The following is a 25,361-nucleotide window of genomic DNA, read 5'->3' as shown; positions in this document are numbered from 1 at the left end:
GAAGATACGGCTGGGATCGGTCAAACGGGATGAAGCGGCTCATCGCGACACTCTACAGCCTTACCCCTTCACAGGGTACCCCAACCCGACAGGCTGCTAAGACGGCCAATATTCTGTTTGCCGTTACGTTTGATGCACGGCATCGTGCACGCGGGGTGCGCGCCACGGCGGTGCATCCAGGTGGCATCCTGACCGAACTGACGCGTTATATGCCAGCAGGCGGCATTGAGGCGATGGTGGCACGGGTCAATGAACAGGCCGCGGCGGACGGCAAGCCACCATTCCGGTTCAAGACCATTCCGCAGGGTGCGGCCACATCAGTCTGGGCGGGCGTGGTGGCGGAAGCGGATGCGATCGGCGGTCATTACTGCGAAGACTGCCACGTAAGCCCGGTCGTGCCCGATGACCAGCCGAGCAGCCTGGTCAGTGCAGGCGTGCGGGCCTACGCGGTCGATCCCGTACATGCCGAAGCTTTGTGGGCAAAAAGCGAGGAAATGGTCGGGGAAAAATTCTCCTGAAGCATCCGCCCCCCTGTTTCTGGCATAACGGGCACGCCTGACAACCTGACAGACATTTTACCGATATGTATGGCCCGGGCGCAGGGGACGGAAGATGTCTTCCTGCGCTTTCGTGCGAGGATACTGGCTGTAATGCGCCTTGTTGTTTTTGGACTACCCCTTCTTGTCGTGATCCTGAACTGGCTCTGGCCGTTACCACTTCCCCTGGGCCTGAAAATACCAGCGGCTGTACTGGTGGTCGTCGCCGCATTCTATCATTACTGGTCCCGGCTTTCTTCGGGGTCCATCTTTGCGCCAGAATTCCCCCGGCCTCTTATCATCGCGTTCAACTGGGCCTTCGGGGCGATCGTGTTTCTCACCCTGCTCCAGATCGCGCTTGATCTTGGTGCACTGCTGGTTGCGCTGGTGACGTGGCAGCCAGTGCATATCCCGGTGGGCGCGCGGGCGGCCGTGGGCGGTATTGCCGGGATGCTTGCCGCCATCGGTGTCGCCAATGCGCTGCGGGTACCGCCGGTCAGGGACGTGAGCGTTACCATTCCCGGTCTCCCGCCCGCGTTTGACGGGTACCGGCTGGTCCAGTTGACCGACATGCATATCAGTCGGCTGTTTCCCGCGAGATGGGCGAGGGCAGTCGTCGACCGCACCAACGCGGCTGGCGCCGACATGATTGTCGTGACGGGCGACTTCATCGACGGCTCGGTAGCCATGCGCCGTGCCGACGTGGCACCGCTTGCGGGCTTACATGCGCCGGATGGTGTTCTGGCGATCCCGGGAAACCATGAGTATTTCTTTGATTATGCCGACTGGATGCAGCACCTGTCGGAACTGGGCTTTAATATGCTGCTGAATGGCCATGCGGTCATTACAAGGGGAGAGACCGGACTGGTCATTGCTGGCGTCACCGACCGGTCAGCACCCGGTCATGGGCAGGCTGGCCCGGATCTGGCGGCAGCCCTTGCAGGCTGTCCCGCCGGGGTGCCGGTCATACTGCTCGATCATCAACCCGGTGAGGCGCGTGCCGCTGCAGCACAGGGTGTCGCCCTTCAACTATCGGGGCATACACATGGCGGGATGATTTCAGGCCTCGACCGTCTCGTTGCACGTGGCAATAGCGGATTTGTCTCCGGGCGCTACGATGTGGGGAGCATGACGCTTTACGTCAGTAATGGCACCGGGCTATGGCCGGGCTTCGCACTCCGGTTGGGCAGGCCGTCCGAAATCACCCGTTTCAGCCTGCGTGCGGGATAAGACCAGTGTCTTACCCTGATCCGGGACATTTCAATATTCCGATGCGTTTTCAACATGCAAGGTACCGGCCAGTTGCGCTGGCTTTCCCGTCTCTTTCGGGTGATTGCTCCCATCCAGACAGGCCACGTTTACGGTATGTCGGTTCAGGTCAGCACGATGTTGGTGATGCGTATGTAACGGCCCGGGTTCGTTATGGTTCAGGATATCCGCTATATCCTATTTTCTGTCCAATGGCCGACCGCGCACCAGCCCGCCGAGTACGAGATTTAATAATTACCTCCAGCAGAAGCATTTACCATTGTTAGGGCATTATCGGGCAGGGGACGTTGCAGTTGAAGGGCTTCCTCCAAGGGCGCCTTCATCCACAGTTCCAGTTCTTCCGGCCGGATCAGGATGACTGGCATGGCTTTCGGGTGAAGGGCACCTACTTCCTGATTGGCGGAGGTGGTCAGGAAGCCGAACAGATCATCCGTGGTCTCACCATCCGCCAGCTTCCGCACCGATGTCCACTGGCACCAGATTCCTGCAAAGAAAGCCAGCGGCTCACCATCGCTACGGGCAAACCAAACGGGCCTGCTGGTGCCATCCGGCAGGCGCTCCGGTTCGGAAAAAGCCGTAAGTGGCACCAGACAGCGATGCGCCACATCTTCCCAGCGTTTCCACCACGTCGAGGTCGGATTGCGGATATTGGTCACGCCCCGATCGACCCTGTGGCCTTTCAGGTATCCCGGCGGCGTGGGCATGCCCCAACGCGCCATGACCAGTTCCCGTCCATCCGGCACGTTCCGTACGATGGGCGCCATGGTGTTGGGCCAGATCTCGGGTAGCGGCCGGAGATTGCCGGTGCGGTCTATCATGACCCTAGCCGCCTCCCAGATCGCCTGCTGGCTACTGGTCATCGCATAGAGGTTGCACATCACATCTTCCTGTCGCAAGTCCAGATATGGGTTCCATGCCTGATGGTATCTACCTTGTAGGAAAATAACGATTAAACCCCTCGAATTCAGAGGTTTTCTACCCTGCGCTGAAGACGCTGAAAGCGCTGCCCGGCCAAATCGAAGAACAAACCGTCGCGGGTGGACGCTGGAACAAGGAGTAGCAACCGACTTGCTCCACACGAGCAGCACCACGGGCAGGCCGTTCGCCAATTTCTCATCCAACCACATCCAGATCATGCGGCGCTTCAAGGTGCATGGCCTGCGGCATGCCTTTGCGGTGCGCTGGCTGAAGGAAGGGGGGAATATCTATCGTCTGTCCCGGCATCTCGGACACAGTTCCGTGAAGGTGACCGAGCAGAACTATCTGGGCTTCCTGATCGTGGAGGAACAGGAGCGTGTCCAGTTCCAGGCAGAGCAGATTTTCGAGGCAGGTACCACAATTTCTACCACACCAGCCTGAAAAACCATCCCAAAACGACCAAAGCGCCCCGTAGGGGGCTTAGTAATTTCTTCTTATTTTTCAATAAGTTCTGGCGGAAGAGGAAGGCATAAATCGCTCATCCGAGATGACGAACGGCCACGAACGCACGCGGACATAAAAAATTGATTTGGGGCTGTGTCTGGGGCCAGAAATACCTCTGCCCAATAAGTTATAGTTAAAACAATAACTTATTTGGTTTAATTGGCGGAGGGGAAGAGATTCGAACTCTCGATACGACTTGACATCGTATAACGGTTTAGCAATTCCCCCTAAGCTACGGATTTCCTGTATTTGTTGTCTTTTTTTTTGTATTTGTTGTTAGAATGTTAATTATAGGGGCAACAACAACCAAAAACAGGCGGATTCCATGAAACAGATTCAGAAACGCGGGAAAGTAGGAGCCTGGAAATATACGGGGACCGTCAGGCTTAATGGTCATTCAGTTTCGCTTACGTTCCCAGTTAGGTCGCAGGCGAAGGAATGGACGGAACGAGTTGAACGCGCAATTAAGGACGAACTGGCAACGGGCAAGCCGTTTGATAAATACGACTACATTCCGAAAAAGACCGCACCCGCAAAATCTAAGAAGGCACAGCGTGAAGACGAACGACTGCAAGACGCAACGCCGTCAATCGACTGGACGCTATCACGCGCAATCCAAGAATATAAGCTAACTGAACTGGATAAGCTGAAAGGTTTCAAGCAAGCATTATTAAGATTGAACGCATGGCAACAATCAAGATTTTCAGAAATGAAACTTTGCGAAATAACACCGCACATGATAGCCGAATGGGTTAAAGAACGGTCAAGAACAAAGTCACCGTCAACCGTCAGAAATGATATATATAGGATTTCAGCAATCTATGAAATTGCTGGAAAACCAGTGACAAAACACGGCTGGGGGCTTGATATTTCAAACCCCGTCAAAGACGTTGCGTTACCCGCAGTTCACGGAAACAGACAAAGACGACTTAACAAATATGAAGAAGAAGTTTTAATGGATGCCATCGCAGACGGTATGTATGCCGACCAGATGACGCCATTTATGACATTATCCATCGAAACAGGAATGCGAAAATCCGAAATCCTTAGCATCACAAAAGACGAAATCAGCCGAACAAAGCGAGGCTGGTCAGTCACGAAAAAAGACACGAAAAACGGGCACAGACGCGTCGTATATCTATCATCACGGGCAGTTCAAGCAGTCCAGCCATTATATGATGGCATCAAGGCAAAACCAGACAACACACCGCTGTTTTCGATTTCATCACATACGGTCGAAAACTGGTTTGTCAGGGCGCGTGACAAAGCAGGACTGAAAGACCTACGCCTTCATGATTTGCGTCACGAAGCAGTCAGCAGGCTTGCAGACAAAGGGCTATCGGTCGGGGCTATCGCAAACCAGTCAGGTCACAAATCGATGCAAACGCTGTTGCGGTATGTGAACGCCAGCGAAAAAGACATCCGCGCCAAATTGGAACAAGACATATAAAATCGTTGATTTTTTGTGATATAACACATATTTTTTTGGGGAAATATATTCCCTTCAATAAGGCACATTTTTATGGCTAAACCGCGTATTTTTGTTAGTTCTACTTTTTATGATTTACGGCTGGCTCGTGGGGAACTCGAACACTTTATAAGAGATATGGGTTATGAGCCAGTATTAAACGAAAGAGGACAAATACCCTACGGAAAAGAATCTGCCCTGGAAGATTACTGCTACAATGAAATTAATAAAGTACATATCTTAATATCAATTATTGGGGGACGGTTTGGTTCACAATCCAAAGCATCAGATAAATATTCCATATCAAATATAGAATTAAAAACTGCACAAAAGCAGGGTAAGCAGGTTTATATATTTATAGAATCTGGTGTCATGTCTGAGTATTTTACATACGTAAAAAACAAGGATGTCAAGGGCATACAATATTCACATGTTGATGATGTTAGAGTATATAAATTCATAGATGAAATATATGCCATGAGCGCGAATAATCAAATATTCCCGTTTGATAGCATGCCACAACTTATTACGTACTTAAGAGAACAATGGGCTGGATTATTTGAAAGATTTCTTGACGGAGAAGCGCAGGTTCGACTTGTTGATATGATGAATAAAATGGAACAGGTCACATCCACTTTAGAAGGATTAGCAGAACTTTACCGCACAACATCAACAAGTGGCGATTCAGACGATAAGAACCGCATGATGGATGAAATCCTTATCCAAAATCATCCTTTATTTTCAGCAATGCGGAAACTTTTACGTGTGAGATATCGACTATTTTTTACCAACGAACATGAAATGGACGAATGGCTTCGCTATGCTCGCGCAGGCAAAAAATTAGTTTCTTCACCCAAATTATGGGATGAAGAAGATAGAGACGATTTTACCGTTTACAATGTCAGTATGGGTAAAGATACACATTATATATTCCAAGTGTCAAAATCACTATTTGATGAAAATAAATCTTTAAAGCCGATGCTTCCCGGCGACTGGGATGATTCTTTAATAAGTTTAGTAGAATTAAATACGCCTGGCGACGATGATGAAATACCGTTCTAAATATATAAAATAATAAATGACATCAGTCGTACTTTTGAAATCCATTTAGAAGGTGGGTGGCATCAAACACAAGCATCACGCTTGACGTGATGCTTGTCGTGGCGCTTCGGGACATAGTTGATTTTTCACAAAATCAACGTGCCACACCATGATGCCGAAAGAATTACATTTTAAGGGCGTTTATGCTAATGACCTGAACATAAAGGTCAATAATTTTCTTTGCTTTTTCATAAAAATCTGGTTTCATAATAGAAAAGGCACCACCATAAAATGGTGATGCCCCAAACTAATTAACCCGTTCCCGCAATCCCCCCAGACAAAAGGAACATTCGCACCAAAATAGCACGAGGTCTATAACTATGAATGTAATAAACAAATGTGAAAACATCAAGAAAAAAAATCAATCACATGCAAAAAAGTTTAAGCCCGTCAGCATGTGGCAGATGGCTGAACAGGAATCAAAACCCGTCATCAAGCCACCAGCCCCGTCATATACGCCGTTATCAATGTGGCAAATGGCAAAGGCACAGCCCGTTATCAAACAACAGGTCACACGGCTAAGACGCGAACACATACCAAACATATCAATGTTATCCGATACCGACCCTGTGGACGTAATCAGGGATGACGGAACACCTGAAAGGTGGACAATCGGGGAACTGAAGGCATGCCTGATTTCACACCTGAATGAATACAAAAAACAAGGAAACGACTGGGCTTCACGTGTCTTGTCACAGTTTCCTGATTTCAATGAAATCGAACCGATAACAGGCCAGGAACCGATAACAGATGATGACAGCAAACAGCCCACCAACTGGTATCATTTTGGAAAAAATGAATACGGAAAACAGGAAACCATTAAGCCAATATATGACCTATCCGATAACGACCGCGCCAAGCGTTCCAGATTGTACAGAAATCGCGCATTGCTTGGTGGCTTGGAAGAGTTCGCACAACGTCACGACTACAAGGGCACGTTCCTAACAATAACATGCGACCGCAATAACATCAGACAATCAAAGCAATGCATCACAGACATATGGAACGGATTGCAGAAAGCCCTACATGACCGAAATATCAAAAACTTCGGCATGAAATCCATGGAACAACGGCCATCTGGAATATGGCACATGCATGCCATCATATTTACACCATCAGACATAATCGATGAAATGGAACTTAACTTATACAAAAAGTACGCAAATCATCCTTTTGGTGAAGGAAAATGCATCCAACGAATAACCGAAGGAACAGCAAAACACGTGGCACGATACATCACCAAAGTTGATGTCATCAATGACCACCACAAACAGGAATCAAAGTTCGTCGTGTCATCAGAAACCCGCTTTTTCGGAATACCAAAGGGCGTCATCAAATCATACGACCGAATGTTCAGAATCCCGCACGAAGTGAATGTTTTCGATAATAACAAGTTGTCAAAGGCTGGACGCAAAAGGCTTGCATCAATCAAAGCAGGGATGACAACGGAACAAAAAAAACAATTCAACAGGGAACGATATATCAAGCTTCACATAGAGCGAAGAAACATGATGACCGTTCTTGATAACCTTGGCGCTTTCAAAGATTTAAAAAAATGTTGTTGTTCGTGGTTGTCGTCAGAAACGTCGAAGATTCAAGCCGTCAGTTTTTGTATTCCAAGTGGTCATTCCAAAAATGGCGGAAACTGTAGTGTAGTCGATAAGGTATACAATATTAATAAAAAAGAACGGGTGCGCGTAAGAGGTCCAACAATAGCACAAATACAAAAATACGCAATCATGTCAATAGAAAAAAGGAGTCAAAATATGGAAACAAACACGTCACACAAACACATAACGGGGATACCGCCACCATGCAGACAGCACCAGTATGCCCGATACGTCACAGATGCCCGTAGAAGGCTGTGAAGGCACCGGAAGGGGACGCCCTTCCTTCGCCTTTCCATGAGCAAAAAGCAGGCGCACACGGCAAAATATCGGCGGTCATCAGGATGACGATGAGCAATCGTCAGGCGTAGCCCGCGCAGCGTCATGATGCTGATGAAAAGGGGTTCAACAGGGGATTTTATCCCCTTTGCCAGTTGGTGAATGTGTTAACATTCGCCATGCCTGGCAATATAGACAACAATACACGATTTTCTTGAGTATTAAGAATATATCTGTTTACATAGATGTATGAAGTTCATGAATACACATGAATAAATTGCAAGGAGATACATCAATGTCAAACACGTCAATATTAATCAACAAGTTAAATGAAATTATCAATATTTTTGAAAATGCCGAACTGAACAATCAGGGCAACCGCTACACAATAACACACATCAATAGTTTGCAGAAAATTAAAACAGACTTGATGAAAATACACAAATCAGAAAACAAAAAAGAAGAAATCAAGACCGATGAAGAAGTAAAGAAACCAGAAATCAAAACACCTGAAAAACCTAATTTCACACAAAATATTAACGAAAGAAACAAGATATAAAAGGGGAAAAGATATGATTGATTACAATTATTTAGCATCAATGACGGAAACCGTCGGTATGCCTATCATCGGTGGCAAATCTTTGTTTTCAGTCTATCAAATACATAAAACGCCGACGCAATTTATTACGAAAGACATGATATTTTTTGATGATATAAAACTGAAAAAGATAGCACAGGAGACGGTTAATTTTTCTATAAAAATAAGACCGTTTGAAAAACAAGGAAGAAATGCAAAAATAAACGCAATTATGAAATCAGTAAATCAATATTATGGTTTCAAAATGTTCGGTGTCACAATGTCTGGAAAATGTTACAGCACAACATTATCAAAAGAAATGAAAGAATATATATGTGAAAAATGGAAAGAATTACAACCAAACTATGTATATATGTCAAAAGGATGGTGGTCTGCTTTTTCAAGAACATTGCAGACAAAAAAAACGACACGAATAGCAAAAAATACAATTCTAAAAAAGTTAGCAGAATATAATAAATAAGGGGGAATGATAATGAAAAAGGAAAATAATACATCACATGATGACATAACATATTTTGATATGAGGGTATCACATTTATCAAGACAAGAAAAAAAAGAATTATTGAAATATATTGAATTCAATAAAGATGACGCAAGCAATATAGACGTGTGGCTTGCACATTATACGCACGGCATAAAACTGTGATTTGCAAAAATGATACGCGAATCAACATTGCATATCCGTATGACCGACAACGAAAAAGCAAAAGCGCAGTCATACGCAAAATCAATAAAAAAAAGCCTTTCTGTTCTTGTCCGTGAGCATATTACGCAAGCCATTGTAACCAACACAAAAGGCGACGAAATACGCACGGAATTACAAGCGATTAGGCGCGAATTATCAGCACAGGGCAACAATCTGAATCAGATTGCAAAGCGCGTGAACGGTGGCGAACAAATAGGAAACATAAACGACGAATTGAAAGAAATAACACGCTTACGCAAGCAGTTAGCAAAACTAACGGCATCAATGCGGGGGCGGTTGTCATGATTATAAAAGGCGGGCAAATATTGGCATCAGCGGGGCACCAAAAGACCGCAAAACACATATTCAGCGGACCCGCAAACGAACAAATTACACCATTGCAGGGTTGTCCCGAAACAATGGAAGACATGATGCAAGATGCACACAATGCGGGGCTAAAGTATGGCTTTCATCATTTTAAGATTTCCCCCGATAAAGAAATATCAAGAGAGCAAGCGCAAGAAGATTTTAAAGCGATATCAAAAGAGTATGGCTTTGAATTAAATGATTGCGTGATTGTTGAACACCGCAAAAAACGCGCAACCGCAAGCAACAGCCCGATACATTGGCATTTAATTGCCCCGCATCTAAACCCGCAGACAGGCAAAGCCTTAAATATGCGGAATAATTACAAAAGAAACGAGAAACTTAGCCGTTTGTCCGAAATCCGAACAGGTCAGAAAATCTTAACAGGCAAGCACAACAAAGCCGTTTTTAAACAGTTGCTTGATGAGGGGAAAACAGCACAAGCGAAAGCCATACAGCACACAACAAGCGCACCGTTACCGCACGCATCATATGGTGAAGAAACCCGCAGAATAGCAGAGCGCCAGGGCTTATCACTACCAGATGAGAAGGCCCGCATATCAGCGATATGGAAACAATGCGACGGCATAAAAGCGTTTATCAGCGCATTAAATGAAAACGGATTTTTACTAAAAAAAGGAATCAAAAAGGACACGTTCATAATTGAGCGGGACGGTGTCTTGGTTGGTTCAGCCAGCCGACTTTTGAAAATTAAGAAACAAGATTTTGCAAAAATGTTTAATGATTACAAGGAGCAGACCAATGAAATTATGGCCGAACAAAACGAAAACGGAAGAAAAAAAGAAACCGACACCAACACCAAAAAAGCCGATTCAGCAAAAACCAAAAACGACCACACGACCACAAGAAAACCCGACATTGATGAAGGTGAAAGCGGACACAGGACAGATTTTGGATTTGCTAACAGACAAACCAGAAAACGACCAGCCAGACCCGATTCAGCAGATTTTAGACCTGTTGAACACGATAGCGGAACAGAACAACGAGATTATAAAAAACCAGTCGCACATTCTAAAAATGTCATCGCATCAGCAAAAATAAGAAAGCGCGGGGATTTCAAAAAAAGGGAAAAGTTTGCGATTATCACGCCTGAATATTTACAAAATATAAAAGATAAATTAGCAAAAGAAAAAACGGGCAATCGTGATTTTTATAGAGAACAATACAAAAATATAAAAGACCAAGAGTATCATATAGATACATATAATAAATCTATAGATGCAAATGTATCTTTGTTACTTGTTGATATGTTCCTGCGCTTATTCGGATATTCAATAAGAAAAAATAAGCCAACACCTATTATTAAAAAACCAGATGTTCAGCCACCCGTGTCACGTGAAGACTTTGATTTAATGACCGAACAAGAAAAGAAAACGGTGACATATAAAGCACTTGGTTTATATCGTTCGGCATATATGACATATTCGAATTTATGCAAAAAACATGACGTGCCACATGCAGGATTTCAGGAATGGTTAAACGACCTTGGAAACGACTACATGAGTGAACAAATAGCGAATCTGTTCCCTGAGTTATATATGAAGGAATTAGATAAATCGGCAAACGAATACGACAAATTGACATTAATTGAATTAAGGAAGATTTGGAACGGTGAAACATCAAAATATGAGTCACAATTCGCAGATATAGACGGGTTAAAAACGCATATCACGCACGCGCACGGTGAAATCCGCGAACACATACGCATTGAAGATGAAAACAAGACGCTGGATAAACTGATTGCACAACAAGCGCAGGAATATCATCAGCAGGTTTCAGGCCATCAGACAGACCAAAATCAGACGCCTGAACAAGATGCATCCGAAGGCTTGCGAATCAGGTGACAACACGACGAATCCACCAACAGCAGGGCAGGGGGATTCTGTTGTTGTTGTTGAATTGTTGTTAGATATCAGGTGATTTTTTTGGCTTGACAGCACGCTAAAAAAATGCAGAAAAACCGCCGATTATTTCGGGTTTTTTACAACATTGTTCATTGGTGTCAATAGATTAGGCTTGTTGGCGGAGGGGAAGGGATTCGAACCCTCGATACGACTTGACATCGTATAACGGTTTAGCAAACCGCCGCCTTCAGCCACTCGGCCACCCCTCCGCCGAAGAGCGCGCATTATAAGTAACACGGCGTTTGCAGGGCTGCTTCTAGCGTGTTGCGGCAACCCTGCAAAGCCCTAAAATGCGTTAAAGCCCGTTTTTACAAAACTTTTTTCAGGGCTTCGTTCACCATGGCCGGATTGGCCTTGCCCGCCATGGCTTTCATCACCTGACCAACGAAAAAGCCAAACAGCCGATCCTTGCCGCCACGGTATTCTTCCACCTTGTCAGCATTACGGGCCATCACATCGGCCACAGCAGCATCGATCGCGCCCGTATCCGTTACCTGCTTCAGGCCCTTGCGGTCGACAATGGCGGCAGCGCTGTCGCCTGTCTCGAGCATGTCCTCGAACACTTCCTTGGCAATCTTGCCATTGATGGTCTTGTCCGACACCAGATCGAGCATGCCGCCAAGTGCAGCGGCCGAAATGGGGCTGTCGGCAATGGTGCGACCGGTGCGGTTGAGCGCGCCAAACAGGTCGCCCGTCACCCAGTTGGCGGCAAGGCGGGCATCGCGGCCTTTGGCCACTTCCTCATAATAATCGGCAATGGCCTGCTCGGCCACCAGCACGCTGGCATCATAGCGGGGGATGCCATATTCCTTGACGAAGCGGTCGCGCTTGTCATCCGGCAGTTCGGGCAGGCCACGCTCCAGTTCGTCCACCCATGCCTGTTCCACTACCAGCGGCAGCAGGTCAGGGTCGGGGAAGTAACGGTAATCGTGGGCATCTTCCTTGCTGCGCAGCGAGCGGGTCTCGTTGCGGGCAGGGTCGAACAGGCGGGTTTCCTGATCCACCTCGCCACCGTCTTCCCACACCTCGATCTGGCGCGTGGCCTCGACCTCGATGGCGTGCATGACATAGCGGATCGAGTTGACGTTCTTGATCTCGCAGCGCGTGCGAAACGGCTCACCCGCCTTGCGCACCGACACGTTCACGTCGGCACGCATGGAGCCTTCTTCCATGTTGCCATCGCATGTGCCCAGATAACGCAGGATCTGGCGCAGCTTGCGCAGGTAGGCGCCTGCTTCCTCCGGGCAGCGGATATCGGGTTCGCTCACGATCTCCATCAGTGCCACGCCGGCGCGATTGAGGTCGATGAAGGAGCGGGCAGGGTCCTGGTCATGCAGGGACTTGCCCGCATCCTGCTCCATGTGCAGGCGCGTGATGCCGATATGGCGCACGGTGCCATCGCTCAGTTCGATCTCGACCGTGCCTTCACCCACGATCGGATGGGTAAACTGGCTGATCTGGTAACCCGTGGGCAGATCGGCATAGAAGTAGTTCTTGCGGTCGAACCGGCTTTCCAGATTGATGCGCGCACGCAGGCCAAGCCCCGTGCGGATGGCCTGGGCCACGCATTCCTGGTTCAGCACCGGCAGCATGCCCGGAAAGCCTGCATCGACCAGGCTCACATGCGTGTTCGGCTCACCGCCATAGGAGGCCGATGCACCGGAAAACAGCTTGGAATGGCTGATGACCTGGGCATGGACCTCAAGACCCACCACGATTTCCCACGCGCCGGTCTTGCCTTCGATCGTGTAGGTCATTTCGCGGCCTCCGCACGGATGGCAGGACGGTGAGTGAAGCCTGCGGCCTGTTCCAGCGCGCTGCCGGTGGCCAGCAGGGTTTCCTCGTCAAACGGGCGGCCAATAAGCTGCAGGCCCAGCGGCAGGCCGGTTGCACCTAGCCCCACAGGCACGGACATGGCGGGCATGCCGGCCATGGAGGCAGGCACGGTGAAAATATCGTTCAGGTACATCTGGACCGGATCATCACTCTGTTCACCCTGCGCGAAGGCAGGAGTGGGCGCGGTGGGGGTGAGCAGGACATCCACCTTCTGGAAAGCTTCGGTAAAGTCACGACGGATGAGGGTGCGGACCTTCTGGGCCTTCAGGTAATAGGCATCGTAATAGCCCGCCGAGAGCACATAGGTGCCCATCATGATACGGCGGCGCACCTCGGGGCCGAAGCCCGCGCGGCGCGTTGCTTCATACATGGCATCGAGTGTGTCGCCCGGCACGCGCTCGCCAAAGCGCAGGCCATCGTAGCGGGCAAGGTTGGACGAACACTCGGCGGGCGCCACGATATAGTAGGTGGCAAGGCCATATTTGGTGTGCGGCAGGGACACATCCACAATCTCGCAGCCTGCCGCCTTGAGCCAGTCGATACCCTGCTGCCATGCCGCCGCAATCTCGGCGGAGAGACCCTCGGCGCGGTATTCGGCCGGGATGCCAACCTTAAGCCCCTTCAGGCTGCGGCCTATGGCTGCGGAATAATCCGGCACGTCGCAGTTGACGCTGGTGCTGTCACGCTCGTCAAAACCGGCCATGGACTGGAGCATGATGGCGCAGTCACGCACGCTGCGCGCCATCGGCCCTGCCTGATCGAGCGACGAGGCATAGGCAATGGTGCCAAACCGGCTGCACCTTCCATAGGTCGGCTTGAGCCCCACAATGCCGCAATAGGCGGCAGGCTGGCGGATGGACCCGCCGGTATCGGTGCCGGTCGCCCCCATGGCCAGCCCTGCCGCCACGGCGGCAGCCGACCCGCCCGATGAGCCACCGGGCACCAGCGCCACATCATCGCCATTGCGCTTCCACGGGTTTTCAACCGGACCGAAGGCAGAGGTGATATTGGCCGACCCCATGGCGAATTCATCAAGGTTGGTCTTGCCCACGAACACCGCGCCATCGCGCAGCAGGTTGGCCGTGACCGTGCTTTCATAGGGGGGCACGAAATTCCTGAGGATATTGCTCGCGGCCGTGGTCCGCACGCCATTGGTGCAGAACAGGTCCTTGATGCCCAGCGGGATGCCGGTCAGGCTGCGGGCCTCACCTTTTGCCAGCGCTTCATCCGCCTGCTGCGCCGCCTTGAGCGCTGCATCCTTGGTGGGGGTGATGTAGGCGTTCAGGCGCGGGTTCAGGGCATCGATGGCGTCGGTATGCGCGCGCACCAGCTCCACGGCGCTGAATTTGCGCGCACGCAGGCCTTGGGCGGCATCGGCGATTGTCAGTTCGGTCAGGCTCATCTTATTCAACAACCTTGGGCACGGTATAGAAGGGGCCAACGCCGTCAGGCGCGTTGGACAGCACGGCATCGCGGCAGTTGCCATCGGTCACCACGTCCGGGCGCGTGCGCAGGGCGGCATGGCCCGTGCCGACCATGGGGGTCACCCCCTCGACATCGACCTCATTCAACTGCTCGACCCAGCCGAGGATCCCGTTAAGCTCCCCTTGCAGGGCGGGAACATCAGACTCGTCAATACCAATCCGTGCCAGTCTGGCAATGCGGCGGACGGTCGCGGGATCAAGCGACATGAAGCAATAACTTTCCATCAGAACAGGGGCAGAATATCCTGCAACGCAGGACCGCTGAGGAACATACCCCCGACCATGCCCCTGTTCAACATATCCGATCTCCGCGCAGGCCTGCGCCGCGACCAGCGCCTGCTTGGCCTTGACCCCGGCAAAAAAACGATCGGCATCGCCCTGTCCGATGTCGGCCTGATGCTCGCCTCCCCGCACATGGCGCTCAGGCGCGCAAAACTGTCGGTCAATGCGGCCGAAATCGGCAAGATCGCCCGCGCGCAGGATGTGGGCGGCCTGGTGGTAGGCCTGCCGCTGTCGCTTGATGGCAGCTTTGGCCCCGCCGCCCAGGCGGCGCGGGACTGGACAATGAACCTGTCTGCCATGACCGGCCTGCCTGCGGCGATGTGGGATGAACGGCTTTCTTCCTCCGCCGTAAACCGCTTCCTGATTTCCGAGGCGGACATGACGCGCCAGCGCCGGGGCGAGGTGGTGGACCAGATGGCGGCGGCCTACATATTACAGGCCGCCCTTGATGCCTCGATCCCGCAAGGGTAGGGGCGCTTTCGAATTCGTGATGGCATGACTGGATTGTGCCAAAACCGGACCCCGGTGGTGCGGGGGCTGCTATGGTGGCCTCCACCACCGGCGCGCACCGGGACGTGACCCCTCCCACACGCTTCTTTCGCCGGACCCATGTTGCATAAACAAGGATGCCCGGCCATGCGCCTGCCACACCTGCCGTACCTTCACATCCACGTGCATGACCGCCCGCTGGCAGGCGACCCGCACCCGCACAACCTGTTTCACTGGAAGCTGTATTTCTGCGAGGCGATCGCCACCGCCATCCTCATGATCCTCGGCCTGAGCGCGGTCATCCTGCTGACCGCGCCCGGCAGCCCGTTCTCGGCCCCGCTCATGCATCACCCCTATGTCCAGACCGCGCTGTGCGGCCTGTGCTTTGGCCTGTCAGGCACGGCGGCCGCCATGACGCCGTTCGGCAAGGTCAGCGGGGCGCATATCAACCCTTCCGTCACCCTGGCGTTCTCGCTGGCCAGGCGCATCGGCGGGGTGGATGCGCTCAATTACATGATAGCGCAGGTCATCGGCGCCTTTGTGGGCACGGCCGTAGTGTATGAAGCAGGCAGGCTGATCGCATGGTGGGGCAACATGGCCGTGGCAGTGCATTATGGCGCCACCGTGCCGTATGGCCAGATCTCGATCTGGTGGGCCATGTGGTCGGAAATGTTCGTGACCGCCGCCCTGATCGCCATGCTGTACTGGCTGGCCGCCCACCCGCGATGGAAGTTCATCACGCCGTGGTCGGGCGGGCTGTTCTTTCTCGTGCTCAACCCGATTACGGCATGGCTTTCGGGCAATAGCGTCAATTTCGCACGCACGCTGGCTCCGGCACTGTTTGCCGGACAATGGTCGGGGCTGTGGATTTACGTGGTAGGGCCTTTTGCCGGAGCGTCACTTGCGGTCATGGCCATTCGCATGAACCTGCTGGGCAAGCTGCACCTGCTTGAGGCGCGTCTGGTCAATTTTGGCCACCATGGCCGCGTACCGGGGCTGGATGACCCGCATCGCAAGCTCAACCACCCCGATGACCCCGACCACGTGCCCCCCGGCGCGGGACCGGCCTGAACAGGCAGGCCCGCGCAAGGCGCAACCCACACGTGACATATTCCGTTATTTTGCTACGGGGGAATTAGCGGCCATAGTGCCGCGCCGCCATGCCTGCCATGGGCGGCCGAGGGAGAGTGCATAAGAATGAAGCGTTTTTTCAACACGCGCGAAACTGTTGTAACCGAAGCACTGGACGGGTTTCTGCGCTCAAGCGCGGGCCATCACCTGTGCCGCCTGGATGGCTACCCCGATACCTGCGTAATCATGCGCCGCGAGATCGACCGCCGCGAGGTTTCGGTCATTTCGGGTGGTGGTTCGGGGCATGAGCCTGCGCATGCGGGCTTTGTGGGGCATGGCATGCTGACGGCCGCAGTATGTGGCGCGCTGTTCGCATCTCCCTGCGTCGATGCAATCCTGGCTGCTATCCTGGCCACGACAGGGGAGGCAGGCTGCCTTCTGGTGGTCAAGAACTATACCGGCGACCGGCTGAACTTCGGCCTCGCCGCCGAGCGCGCCCGCGCGCTGGGCAAGAAGGTGGAAATGGTGACCGTGGGCGATGACATCGCCCTGCCAGGCTCGGCCACCCCGCGCGGCGTTGCGGGCACGGTGCTGGCGCACAAGCTGGCGGGCTATGGTGCGGCACAGGGCTGGTCCCTTGAGCATGTGACCGAATTCGTGCGCGACGGCACGAAGCGCATGCGCACCATCGGCCTGGCGCTGGAGGACTGCAACCCCTATGAACCCGCCCGCGCCAGCCGCCTTGCCGCTGACCAGGCCGAGCTTGGCCTTGGCATTCATGGCGAACCGGGCGCGCAGCGCATTGCCGTGGCAGGTGCGAATGACCTGATGGCGCTCGCCGCACGCACGCTGGAGGCCAGCCTGCCCACCACCGTGCGCAACACCCGCTTTGCCCTTGTGCTCAACAACCTTGGCACCGTGCCTGAGGTGGAGATGGCGCTGCTGCTCGAGGCCTTCAGCCAAACGCCGCTCGCCCGCCGCATTTCGCACGTGATCGGCCCGGCACCGCTCATGACGGCGCTGGACATGAACGGCTTCTCGCTCACCCTGATCGAGCTTGACGAGGCCATCACCACCGCCCTGCAGGCCCCCGCCCAGCCGCACGCATGGCCCGGCATCACCACGTTTGGCAGCCCCAGCGTGGCCCCCATGCCCACCATGCCCGATGCCTTTCCCTTCACGCCCGGCCATGACCCGGCGGTAGCCAGCCTGCTGGCGCGGGGTGCTGACGTGCTGGTGGCCAACGAGGCCGCGCTGAACGAACTCGATGGCAAGATCGGCGATGGCGATGCGGGCTCCACCTTCGCCAGCGCCGCGCGTGACATCACCGCCGTGCGCGACCGCCTGCCCATGAATGACCCGCACCAGCTCATGACCACCATCGGCAATATCCTGACCCAGCATGCCGGTGGCTCAAGCGGGGTGCTGTTCGCCATCATGTTTTCGGCGGCAGGACGCAGCAAGCAGCCCTGGCAGCAGGCCCTGCGCGAAGGGCTGGCCCATATGATGGAATGCGGCGGCGCGAAACCGGGCGACCGCACCATGATCGATGCACTCTACCCCGCCCTTGAGGCGCTGGCTGCAGGGAAAGACCTGAAACAGGCTGCCCTGGCCGCGCGCAGGGGGGCCGATGCCACCACCACCATGGACAGCGCCCGCGCGGGCCGCGCCGCCTACGTGCCCAGCGAGCATGTGCGCAACGTGCCCGACCCCGGCGCGGAGGCCGTGGCCCGCCTGCTTGAAGGGCTTGCGGCTGGCTGAACGGGGGCAGGGGACGAAGTGCCCTGAAAGGCGATGAAAGCGTTTTCCGATGAAGCATTGACCAGAACGCTTCATCGGAACGCGGTCGTTCAATTCAATCAGGAACTGCCAGAAAAATCAGTTCATGATCGTGCTTTAAATTTAAAGAACGTCTTGGGCGAATCTGTTTTCAGGAAGCCTGGGAAACGTCGCCTTTCACGCTGCCAGCGCTGCCCTGACATCGGCTTCATCCAGCACCACATCGGCCTGCAGGATGCCCATTGTTTCACGGTTGAAGGGCATGGCCGTCTCGATCAGGGCACTGACCAGTCCCGGACCCTGTGGCTCATACAGGTCGAAGCCCTCATGAGCCGCATGGCCTGCCTGCTGCATCACGGTGCTGAAATAATCCCAGCTGACACAGCCAAAGCGCCGTTCGCCCTCATGCACCTGCGCCACAAGCACGTAATCTACCTGTGGCAGCACGGCAGCCACGCCATCACCCCATATGATGGCGGTCCGGGCCTGTCCTTCAATGAGCAGATAGATCATCCGGGGAATGAACTGATCACGCTCAAGCTGTTCCCTGCGCGCGACCAGCGTGACATTCCACTCCCAGCTCCGTACCAGCACATCATGCGGTATTGTGCGCATGGCGCATTCGGCCGGGCTGGCAGATTCCATTACCCCAATGGCAAGGATATTGCCTGCCTGCCACCCGGTCAGAAATTCATCAGCAGAATAGGGATTACCCTGCGTGTCGTTACCCTGCGGGTTTCTGATCGTGGGGGAGAAACGGGCCACGATTGCCGCAATCTCCCCTTCGGCTTCAGGACCGAAGAAACTGGGGCGGCAATAGTTTATGTGACAGACAACCTGCGCCAGGACATCACGACCTGATGAATATTCAAGATTGATACCAAAATAAACGCCAGTATTCTCGTTTTTATATACGCACTGTGCATCACCAATGACGTAATTTTTGCGAATGGACAGAAAATCCACGAAATCTGCTTTTTCTAATGCCGGTCTGAAAACAAGGGTCAGGTCATAACTCATAATGGCTCCCTAACAGGTAAAGGATAAAAATCCGCAACAGGGTCGCGCATGCAGGTCCTGAGCATATTACGGAAAAAATATCAGATACAGCTAACAGGACCCCAAAAAAAAACGGGAGAAGGCAATCCTCACCCCGTTTTTTGTTCAATATGGCCGGAACAGAAAATAAATCAGGATTTTTTTACGAATTCCGACTTCAGGTTGATCGCGCCAATACCAGAAATCTTACAGGCAATATCATGCCCGTCCGTGCCATCGACCAGACGGATGCCCTTGACCTTGGTGCCGCCCTTGATAACGGAGGATGCCCCCTTGATCTTGAGGTCCTTGATTACCGTAACACTATCGCCATCGGCCAGGACATTGCCATTGGCATCGCGTATTTCGCGCGTGCCTTCCGCCGCACCACCGGCATTATCCGCCGGGTTCCATTCACACCCACATTCAGGGCAGGTCCACAGGCTGCCATCGGGGTAGACATGCGCGCACCCGCATTCGGGGCATTTGAGATCGTTTTCCATGATTATCCTTACTGTCTGGGCCCATGCCCGTAAAGCACGCCTGGCCTGACAGGAAGGATATGGATCATGCACAGGAGATTTTTCACGCACCCCGATAAAAACCCATACCGGGAAACACATGGCAACCCGGACACCGTGCCGGACGGAGGCGAACCATCACCCCCGGCACATCCCCCGCGACTGATGCGGCGGCAAAAGGGCAGCGGCAAAAGGGCAGTTGCCCTTCGCCACCATGCATCAGCAGGTGCGCTGTGAAGAAGGAGAGGGGAGCTACGCCTTTTTACTGCTGGGGCGCCGTGCCGCCATGGGTGCTGACACCGGGTCCACCCCCACCATCCGAGCCGCCACCGGCGGGCTTGGGTTTGTCGCACCCGGCAAGGCAGGTCAGAACGGCAGCCGCCATCATCATCCGCGCAAGGTTTCGCATTGGTTTTCTCCTCTCCAGCTATTCTGGCTTTCAAGAGGGGTAAACCGCCGGACCGCGCCACGGTTGCGTATGAAAACAGGGCAGCGCTGCGCCAGCATGCCTGCGGCGCACATTTCGCGCATGCGCATGCAGCAACGATGGCGGGGCTGGAAGGAAGGATGTTCCATCCGGTGCCTGTCCGTCCGTCTGTTCGGGGCTGCCCTAGCGGACAGCCTGCTTGCGGAAAAAACGCTCGACAGCCAGCATGCCAAGCAACAGCGCAACGCCAAAGCCTTCGCGCGTATGGTCGATGAGGTAACGCATAACGGCCTCCTCCATTTGGCTTGTCAGTTTCATACTGGCGCATCATTCATGCCAGCGGAAGTAAAAACGCCTGCCCTGCTCTTCACGATATCAAACCCATCGCACGGATGAGCCGATTGTTGCGTATTTTTTGAAAAAATCTGCCCCCTTCGAACAGGGGGAAGGGCGGAATGCGCATGGGCTGACTGACTGGGCACTGAAAGACGTTTTTTGAGGAAGTATTATGGCCTTCCCTTGCCAGCGCCCTGCCCGACGGCATAGGAAAAAGCCATGCCATGCTCCCTGCCGCACAGCCCCGCCCGTTCCATGCACCCGCCCGCCCGCGAGGGAAAAGGAGACATGCCATGACCCGCATCTTCATTGATGCCGATGCCTGCCCGGTGCGCGACGAGACCTACCGCGTGGCGCAACGCTACGGGCTGCATACCTTTGTCGTGTCAAACAGCCTGCTTGCCGTGCCAGCCTCGCCGCTGATCGAACGCGTGGTGGTGACACAGGGCATGGACGTGGCTGATGACTGGATTGCCGAGCATGCAGCCGCGCATGACATCGTCATATCAGCCGATATTCCGCTGGCCGCGCGCTGTGTCGCGCGCGGGGCCTGCGTGCTCGACCCCAAGGGCCGCATTCTTGATGATAACGCCATCGGCATGGCGCTGGCCGTACGCAACCTCATGACCGACCTGCGTGATACCGGGGTCGTGACCCAGAGCAATCGCGGCTTTACCCGCGCCGACCGCTCCACGTTTCTTTCAGCGCTTGATACCGCCGTGGTCAAAGCCCGCAAACGCGCGGCAGGGCACGGGCGGCCGCTGCCTGTCGTGCCGCCAGCGGCATGATTGCGGCGGGCGCGTAAAACAGTGCGCCCCCTCATATAAAAATGCCGCCCGCTCCATGGGAAGCGGACGGCACGAAGGCTGTGAACACCGCCTTTTTGAAAAAAGGCGGCACCCAAAAACTTTTACCTGGCCTTACTTCTGCGCCGCCTTGGCAAACAGGGCGGAAATCGCATCCTGCGCCTCGGTCTGGATGGTCTTGAGGTGGGCCTCGCTCTTGAAGCTTTCGGCATAGATTTTATAGACATTTTCGGTGCCGGAGGGGCGGGCGGCAAACCAGCCATCCCTGGCCGAAACCTTCAGCCCGCCAATGGCCGCGCCATTGCCCGGCGCATTGGTCAGCGTGCTGACAATCGGCTCGCCCGCGAGTTCGCTCATGCCGATCTGCTCGGACGAGAGATTTTTGAGGATGGCTTTCTGCGCCGGGTCGGCCGGCGCGTCGATCCGGGCGTAATACGGCGTGCCAAGGCGCTTGGTCATGGCCTCGTATGCCGCGCCGGGGGTCTGCCTGGTGCGGGCCGTGATCTCGGCTGCCAGCAGGCCAAGGATGATGCCGTCCTTGTCCGTGCTCCACACCGTGCCATCGCGGCGCAGGAAGGAAGCGCCAGCACTTTCCTCGCCACCAAAGCCAAGCGTGCCGTTATACAGGCCATCGACAAACCACTTGAAGCCAACCGGCACTTCCACCAGCTTGCGACCGATTTCCTTGGCCACGCGGTCGATCATGCTGCTGCTGACCACCGTCTTGCCAACCCCTGCGGCGGGGTTCCAGTTGGCGCGGTTGTTGAACAGGAACTCAATGGCTGTGGCGAGGTAATGGTTGGGGTTCATCAGCCCGTACTTGCCCGATACGATGCCGTGACGGTCGGCATCGGTATCATTGGCGAAGGCGATGTCAAAGCGGTCCTTCATCTGCACCAGGCGCGCCATGGCGTAGGGGGAGGAACAGTCCATGCGGATCTGTCCATCCCAGTCGGCGGTCATGAAACGGAAGGTGGGATCGACTTCCTTGCTCACAATGGTGGCGTTGATGCCGTATTTGTCAATGATCGGCTGCCAGTAATCCACCGCCGCCCCGCCAAGCGGGTCGATGCCGATGGAAATGCCGGATTCACGGATGATGTCCATGTCCACCACAGCGGCGAGATCATCCACATACGGGTTGATGTAGTCGTGCCGCCGGGTGGTGGGAGCGGCCAGCGCCTGCTCGAACGATACGCGGGCCACACCCTGCATGCCCTTGGCCATGTAGTCGTTCGCCGCGTTCTCGATCACCTTGGTGATGTCGGTATCGGCGGGGCCGCCATGGGGCGGGTTGTATTTGAAACCGCCATCCTCGGGCGGGTTGTGCGATGGCGTAATCACCACGCCATCGGCAAGGTCGCTGCTGCGGCCGCGGTTGCACGTCAGGATGGCGTGCGAGATGACGGGGGTGGGGGTGTAGCCGTCCTTGTCATCAATGCGCACTTCAATGCCGTTGGCGGCAAAGACTTCGAGTGCGGATTTCAGCGCCGGGCGCGAGAGCGCATGCGTGTCAATGCCGATGAACAGCGGCCCGGTAATGCCCGCGTTCTTGCGGTAGTCGGCAATGGCCTGGCTGATCGAGAGGATATGGTTTTCATTGAAGCTGGTATGCAGCGATGAGCCCCGGTGCCCCGAGGTGCCGAACGCCACCCGCTGTGTTGCAATGGAGGGATCAGGCTTGCGGGTATAATAGGCATCAAGCAGGGCATCGATATTGACAAGACGGTCCGGATCGACCGGCTTGCCGGCAAAAGGGCTTACGCTGGGCATTGACTGCTCCCGAAATACATTATGAAAAAGCGCATATTCCAACAAATTTCCTTACAGCCCGCCCCGGCAGCCGTCCAGCCATGCAAGGCAGGAAAATGAAACCGGGGAGGTAAGGAAACGCATCATGCCACGACACTGGCGCGTGCTTTGCGGGAATGACATTGAATTATATCAAAATTCGGACCTTTTCCGTTTCCTTGCCGTCCGTCATGTTCCCGCGCCATCACGTTCCCGCGTAAATGTGTTGCATGGGGCAGGGAGCATGCCCATCCTCAAGGCATGAACACACCATCATCCTCCGATCACGCCGAACATTTGCGCCGCGACCGGCTCGAGCGCCTGCTCCGGCGCCTGCCCGCGCGCGGCGAACAGGCCATGCGCTGGCTGCTTCAGCCCGAGAGGGTTGTATTACGCGGCATCATGGGAGGGCTGCTGATAATGGGGGGCGTGCTCGGCTTCCTGCCCGTGCTGGGGTTATGGATGCTTCCGCTCGGCATTGTACTGCTGGCGGAGGATGTGCCTTTCCTGCGCAGGCTGAGCGCACGCATGCTGGAATGGATCGAACGCCGCCACCCTTCCTGGCTTGCGCCCGCCATCCCACCGGGAAATGATAAAGACAGGGAGAATGCAGGTTAACGCGGGCAAGACCGCCCCTGTAGGCATGCAGCCGCCACGATCAGGGCATTTGCCGCAAGCCCGATCAGGCCGGGATTGACCCCGGCAGGCATGAGCCCCGCCCAGTATAGACCCACCGCCAGCCCGTCACCCGCCACAAGCCCTGCCGCAATCCCCAGGGGCGGAATACGCCACCCGCACAGCGCTGCCAGCAGCCCGGGTGCTATCTGGATCATGCCCAGATAATACAGGTTATTGAGCGTGACCATGACACTGCCCAGCCCCGCAGCGCCAGCGGCTGACACAAGCAGATACACACCGATCACGACCTGCGCGCCCACACGCTGCCCACGGTCCGACAGGCCATGCAGCATGTTGCGCGAGACCAGCGGCCCGATGGCAAGGCACACGCCGGCGAGGATGACCAGCGCCGAGACCGCGCACCCACCCGCAACGATACCCTGCATCCACGGTGGCAGGGTGGTGGTGACGCCCAGCATGAACACATCATTGGCGGATGAAACGGCCAGTCCACGCTTCCGCACGAATTCCGCGATCATGTACAGAAAGGGAAACATGAGCATGTAAAGTGGCATGAGGATCTGGTTACGGCGCACCATCCGCGCCGAGCGTGCGGTAAACACGAAGGCCACCGCCTGCGGCGTAATACACAGCCCCAGCGACTGGAGCAGGATGGTGGAGACCACGAACATGTCCTGCCGCACGGGCACGGCGGCGGCGGGCATGGGCAGGTACGCAACGGGCAGGCCCGTGGCCAGCAGCGCGGCACTCCCTCCGGCCACGATGGCCAGCACCAGCAGCACATCCTTCAGCACAGATACATAGGCAGGGGCCCGCACACCCGCCAGCGCCACCCAGCCAAAGGTCATGCCAGCACCCGCCCCGGCCAGCACGGCGGGCGTGACATGCCAGTGCAGGCTCCGCATGACCGAGATCAGACCGGTGAACTGCATCTGCCCCAATGGCAGCAGGAAGGTCACGGCGTTGGCCGCCACTACTATTTCCAGCAGGCGGCTGCCAAAATGCGCACGAAAAATATCGGCCAGCGTCATGCTGCCTGTCCTGCGCCCCAACTGCCACAACAGTGGCGCAAGCACGAACCCCACAGGGTAGGATAGCAGGATATACCCCATGAACCACCCGGCAAACGCCGCGCCATGGAGGTAGACGCCGGTAGAAAAGCCCAGCACGCTGCCGATGCTGTAGGTCTCGCCAATGGTCAGGAAAAAGACCAGCACCCCCCCAAGCTGCCCGGACGCGACAAAGAAATCACGCGCATTGTCACTGCCGCGCCGCACCCGCGCGTACACCGCCAGAGCAACGGAGGCAGCAATGACCAGACCAAAGCTGAGGAATTCCATTCAGGTCGCCCGTACCCGGCCCAGCCACCACGCCACCGCCATGCAGCCCGGCACCAGCACCATGCAGGCAAACAGCCACGCCACCGCCGGTGGGAAGCCAAAGACCGCGCCATCAACATGCTCAAACAGCATGAAGCCGCCAATAACCAGCCCATAAGGCAGCCCCAGCCCCACACCCAGTATAAGCGGTGTGGTGGCAGGCAGCGGCTCAGGAGTGCTATCGGGGTTGTCAGACACGCGCGTCAGGCCAGGCGGCCAGAAGAAGG

The 25,361-nt window shown here is 54.6% G+C and carries 24 protein-coding genes, 1 tRNA gene and 1 pseudogene; 15 read left to right on the top strand and 11 right to left on the bottom strand.

The window, feature by feature from the left end; genetic code table 11:
- Together CDI09_RS11550 and CDI09_RS11545 are read left to right on the top strand one after the other, a co-directional pair.
- A pseudogene (locus CDI09_RS11550) lies at positions 1–518 on the top strand (hypothetical protein); the annotation flags it as partial.
- 132 nt (positions 519–650) lie between these two features.
- On the top strand, positions 651–1,766 hold the full coding sequence (locus CDI09_RS11545; protein ID WP_078527602.1) for a metallophosphoesterase: 1,116 nt from the start codon (positions 651–653) through the stop codon (positions 1,764–1,766).
- Positions 1,767–2,032: 266 nt separating this feature from the next.
- Here the strand turns inward: CDI09_RS11545 and CDI09_RS11540 are convergent, their stop codons facing one another.
- Entirely contained in the window at positions 2,033–2,683 is a 651-nt protein-coding gene (locus tag CDI09_RS11540) for an SOS response-associated peptidase (RefSeq protein ID WP_078523949.1), read from the bottom strand.
- Positions 2,684–2,873: 190 nt separating this feature from the next.
- Here CDI09_RS11540 and CDI09_RS11535 point away from each other — a divergent pair, with 190 nt between their 5' ends.
- From CDI09_RS11535 to CDI09_RS17765, 8 genes are all read left to right on the top strand, one after another.
- Entirely contained in the window at positions 2,874–3,164 is a 291-nt protein-coding gene (locus tag CDI09_RS11535; RefSeq protein ID WP_236944582.1) for a tyrosine-type recombinase/integrase, read from the top strand.
- A gap of 388 nt (positions 3,165–3,552) precedes the next feature.
- Positions 3,553–4,677: a tyrosine-type recombinase/integrase gene (locus CDI09_RS11530; RefSeq protein WP_078523955.1), complete on the top strand. Its 1,125-nt coding sequence runs from the start codon at positions 3,553–3,555 to the stop codon at positions 4,675–4,677.
- 72 nt (positions 4,678–4,749) lie between these two features.
- Positions 4,750–5,757 (top strand): DUF4062 domain-containing protein, encoded by a 1,008-nt coding sequence (locus tag CDI09_RS11525; protein ID WP_078523956.1) that lies wholly within the window; start codon positions 4,750–4,752, stop codon positions 5,755–5,757.
- A 359-nt stretch (positions 5,758–6,116) separates the two neighbouring features.
- Complete coding sequence (locus CDI09_RS11520; RefSeq protein WP_110571333.1) at positions 6,117–7,664, top strand: rolling circle replication-associated protein; 1,548 nt, start codon at positions 6,117–6,119, stop codon at positions 7,662–7,664.
- A gap of 313 nt (positions 7,665–7,977) precedes the next feature.
- Positions 7,978–8,241 (top strand): hypothetical protein, encoded by a 264-nt coding sequence (locus tag CDI09_RS11515; RefSeq protein ID WP_078523958.1) that lies wholly within the window; start codon positions 7,978–7,980, stop codon positions 8,239–8,241.
- Between the two features lie 13 nt (positions 8,242–8,254).
- Positions 8,255–8,740, top strand: coding sequence for a hypothetical protein (locus tag CDI09_RS17770; RefSeq protein ID WP_146220875.1), 486 nt, complete (start codon positions 8,255–8,257; stop codon positions 8,738–8,740).
- A 195-nt stretch (positions 8,741–8,935) separates the two neighbouring features.
- A complete protein-coding gene (locus CDI09_RS11505) occupies positions 8,936–9,271 on the top strand; it encodes a plasmid mobilization protein (RefSeq protein ID WP_078523961.1) in 336 nt (111 codons plus the stop codon).
- Entirely contained in the window at positions 9,268–11,196 is a 1,929-nt protein-coding gene (locus CDI09_RS17765; protein ID WP_146220196.1) for a relaxase/mobilization nuclease domain-containing protein, read from the top strand. The genes CDI09_RS11505 and CDI09_RS17765 overlap by 4 nt, the downstream gene beginning before the upstream one ends.
- A 176-nt stretch (positions 11,197–11,372) precedes the next feature.
- Here the strand turns inward: CDI09_RS17765 and CDI09_RS11495 are convergent.
- The 4 genes from CDI09_RS11495 to gatC all read right to left on the bottom strand — a co-directional run bounded on the left by CDI09_RS11495 (position 11,373) and on the right by gatC (position 14,783).
- A tRNA-Ser gene (locus CDI09_RS11495) sits at positions 11,373–11,465 on the bottom strand.
- Positions 11,466–11,564: 99 nt separating this feature from the next.
- Positions 11,565–13,013 (bottom strand): Asp-tRNA(Asn)/Glu-tRNA(Gln) amidotransferase subunit GatB, encoded by a 1,449-nt coding sequence (gene gatB / locus CDI09_RS11490; RefSeq protein ID WP_078523965.1) that lies wholly within the window; start codon positions 13,011–13,013, stop codon positions 11,565–11,567.
- On the bottom strand, positions 13,010–14,494 hold the full coding sequence (gene gatA / locus CDI09_RS11485) for an Asp-tRNA(Asn)/Glu-tRNA(Gln) amidotransferase subunit GatA (RefSeq protein ID WP_078523967.1): 1,485 nt from the start codon (positions 14,492–14,494) through the stop codon (positions 13,010–13,012). Before gatA ends, gatB begins: the two co-directional genes overlap by 4 nt.
- A gap of 1 nt (position 14,495) precedes the next feature.
- Positions 14,496–14,783 carry an Asp-tRNA(Asn)/Glu-tRNA(Gln) amidotransferase subunit GatC gene (gene gatC, locus CDI09_RS11480; RefSeq protein ID WP_078527604.1) on the bottom strand — a complete coding sequence of 96 codons (288 nt, stop codon included), beginning with the start codon at positions 14,781–14,783 and terminating at the stop codon, positions 14,496–14,498.
- Between the two features lie 75 nt (positions 14,784–14,858).
- On the opposite strand from gatC, the gene ruvX reads away from it, so the two are divergent.
- The 3 genes from ruvX (at position 14,859) to CDI09_RS11465 (ending at position 18,179) form a co-directional block, all read left to right on the top strand.
- A complete protein-coding gene (gene ruvX / locus CDI09_RS11475) occupies positions 14,859–15,329 on the top strand; it encodes a Holliday junction resolvase RuvX (protein WP_078523969.1) in 471 nt (156 codons plus the stop codon).
- A gap of 165 nt (positions 15,330–15,494) precedes the next feature.
- Positions 15,495–16,418 carry an MIP/aquaporin family protein gene (locus CDI09_RS11470; RefSeq protein WP_078523971.1) on the top strand — a complete coding sequence of 308 codons (924 nt, stop codon included), beginning with the start codon at positions 15,495–15,497 and terminating at the stop codon, positions 16,416–16,418.
- Between the two features lie 126 nt (positions 16,419–16,544).
- Positions 16,545–18,179, top strand: a complete 1,635-nt coding sequence (locus tag CDI09_RS11465; protein WP_078523973.1) for a dihydroxyacetone kinase subunit DhaK — start codon at positions 16,545–16,547, stop codon at positions 18,177–18,179.
- Positions 18,180–18,374: 195 nt separating this feature from the next.
- Here CDI09_RS11465 and CDI09_RS11460 read toward each other — a convergent pair whose 3' ends face one another.
- From CDI09_RS11460 to CDI09_RS18190, 3 genes are all read right to left on the bottom strand, one after another.
- Positions 18,375–18,962, bottom strand: coding sequence for a hypothetical protein (locus CDI09_RS11460; protein WP_146220874.1), 588 nt, complete (start codon positions 18,960–18,962; stop codon positions 18,375–18,377).
- 425 nt (positions 18,963–19,387) lie between these two features.
- Positions 19,388–19,738 carry a zinc ribbon domain-containing protein YjdM gene (locus CDI09_RS11455; RefSeq protein WP_078523977.1) on the bottom strand — a complete coding sequence of 117 codons (351 nt, stop codon included), beginning with the start codon at positions 19,736–19,738 and terminating at the stop codon, positions 19,388–19,390.
- Between the two features lie 280 nt (positions 19,739–20,018).
- The gene (locus CDI09_RS18190) at positions 20,019–20,165 is read right to left on the bottom strand and encodes a hypothetical protein (protein ID WP_167370158.1); all 147 of its coding nucleotides are present in this window, start codon (positions 20,163–20,165) and stop codon (positions 20,019–20,021) included.
- Positions 20,166–20,812: 647 nt separating this feature from the next.
- Here CDI09_RS18190 and CDI09_RS11450 point away from each other — a divergent pair.
- Positions 20,813–21,307 (top strand): YaiI/YqxD family protein, encoded by a 495-nt coding sequence (locus tag CDI09_RS11450; RefSeq protein ID WP_078523979.1) that lies wholly within the window; start codon positions 20,813–20,815, stop codon positions 21,305–21,307.
- Positions 21,308–21,439: 132 nt separating this feature from the next.
- Here CDI09_RS11450 and pgm read toward each other — a convergent pair whose 3' ends face one another.
- Positions 21,440–23,098 carry a phosphoglucomutase (alpha-D-glucose-1,6-bisphosphate-dependent) gene (pgm, locus tag CDI09_RS11445; RefSeq protein WP_110571332.1) on the bottom strand — a complete coding sequence of 553 codons (1,659 nt, stop codon included), beginning with the start codon at positions 23,096–23,098 and terminating at the stop codon, positions 21,440–21,442.
- Positions 23,099–23,377: 279 nt separating this feature from the next.
- Between pgm and CDI09_RS11440 the strand changes: the two genes are divergently transcribed.
- Complete coding sequence (locus tag CDI09_RS11440) at positions 23,378–23,734, top strand: hypothetical protein (RefSeq protein ID WP_078523980.1); 357 nt, start codon at positions 23,378–23,380, stop codon at positions 23,732–23,734.
- Here CDI09_RS11440 and CDI09_RS11435 read toward each other — a convergent pair.
- Together CDI09_RS11435 and CDI09_RS11430 are read right to left on the bottom strand one after the other, a co-directional pair.
- The gene (locus tag CDI09_RS11435; protein WP_078523981.1) at positions 23,731–25,095 is read right to left on the bottom strand and encodes a sodium:solute symporter family protein; all 1,365 of its coding nucleotides are present in this window, start codon (positions 25,093–25,095) and stop codon (positions 23,731–23,733) included. The genes CDI09_RS11440 and CDI09_RS11435 overlap by 4 nt on opposite strands.
- A complete protein-coding gene (locus tag CDI09_RS11430; RefSeq protein WP_078523982.1) occupies positions 25,096–25,332 on the bottom strand; it encodes a hypothetical protein in 237 nt (78 codons plus the stop codon). It lies immediately after the preceding gene.
- Positions 25,333–25,361 lie beyond the last annotated feature (29 nt).

The organism is Komagataeibacter nataicola, from assembly GCF_003207795.1.
In the GTDB taxonomy this organism is placed as follows: Bacteria; Pseudomonadota; Alphaproteobacteria; order Acetobacterales; family Acetobacteraceae; genus Komagataeibacter; species Komagataeibacter nataicola.
This window is presented reverse-complemented; position numbering and strand designations above follow the sequence as displayed.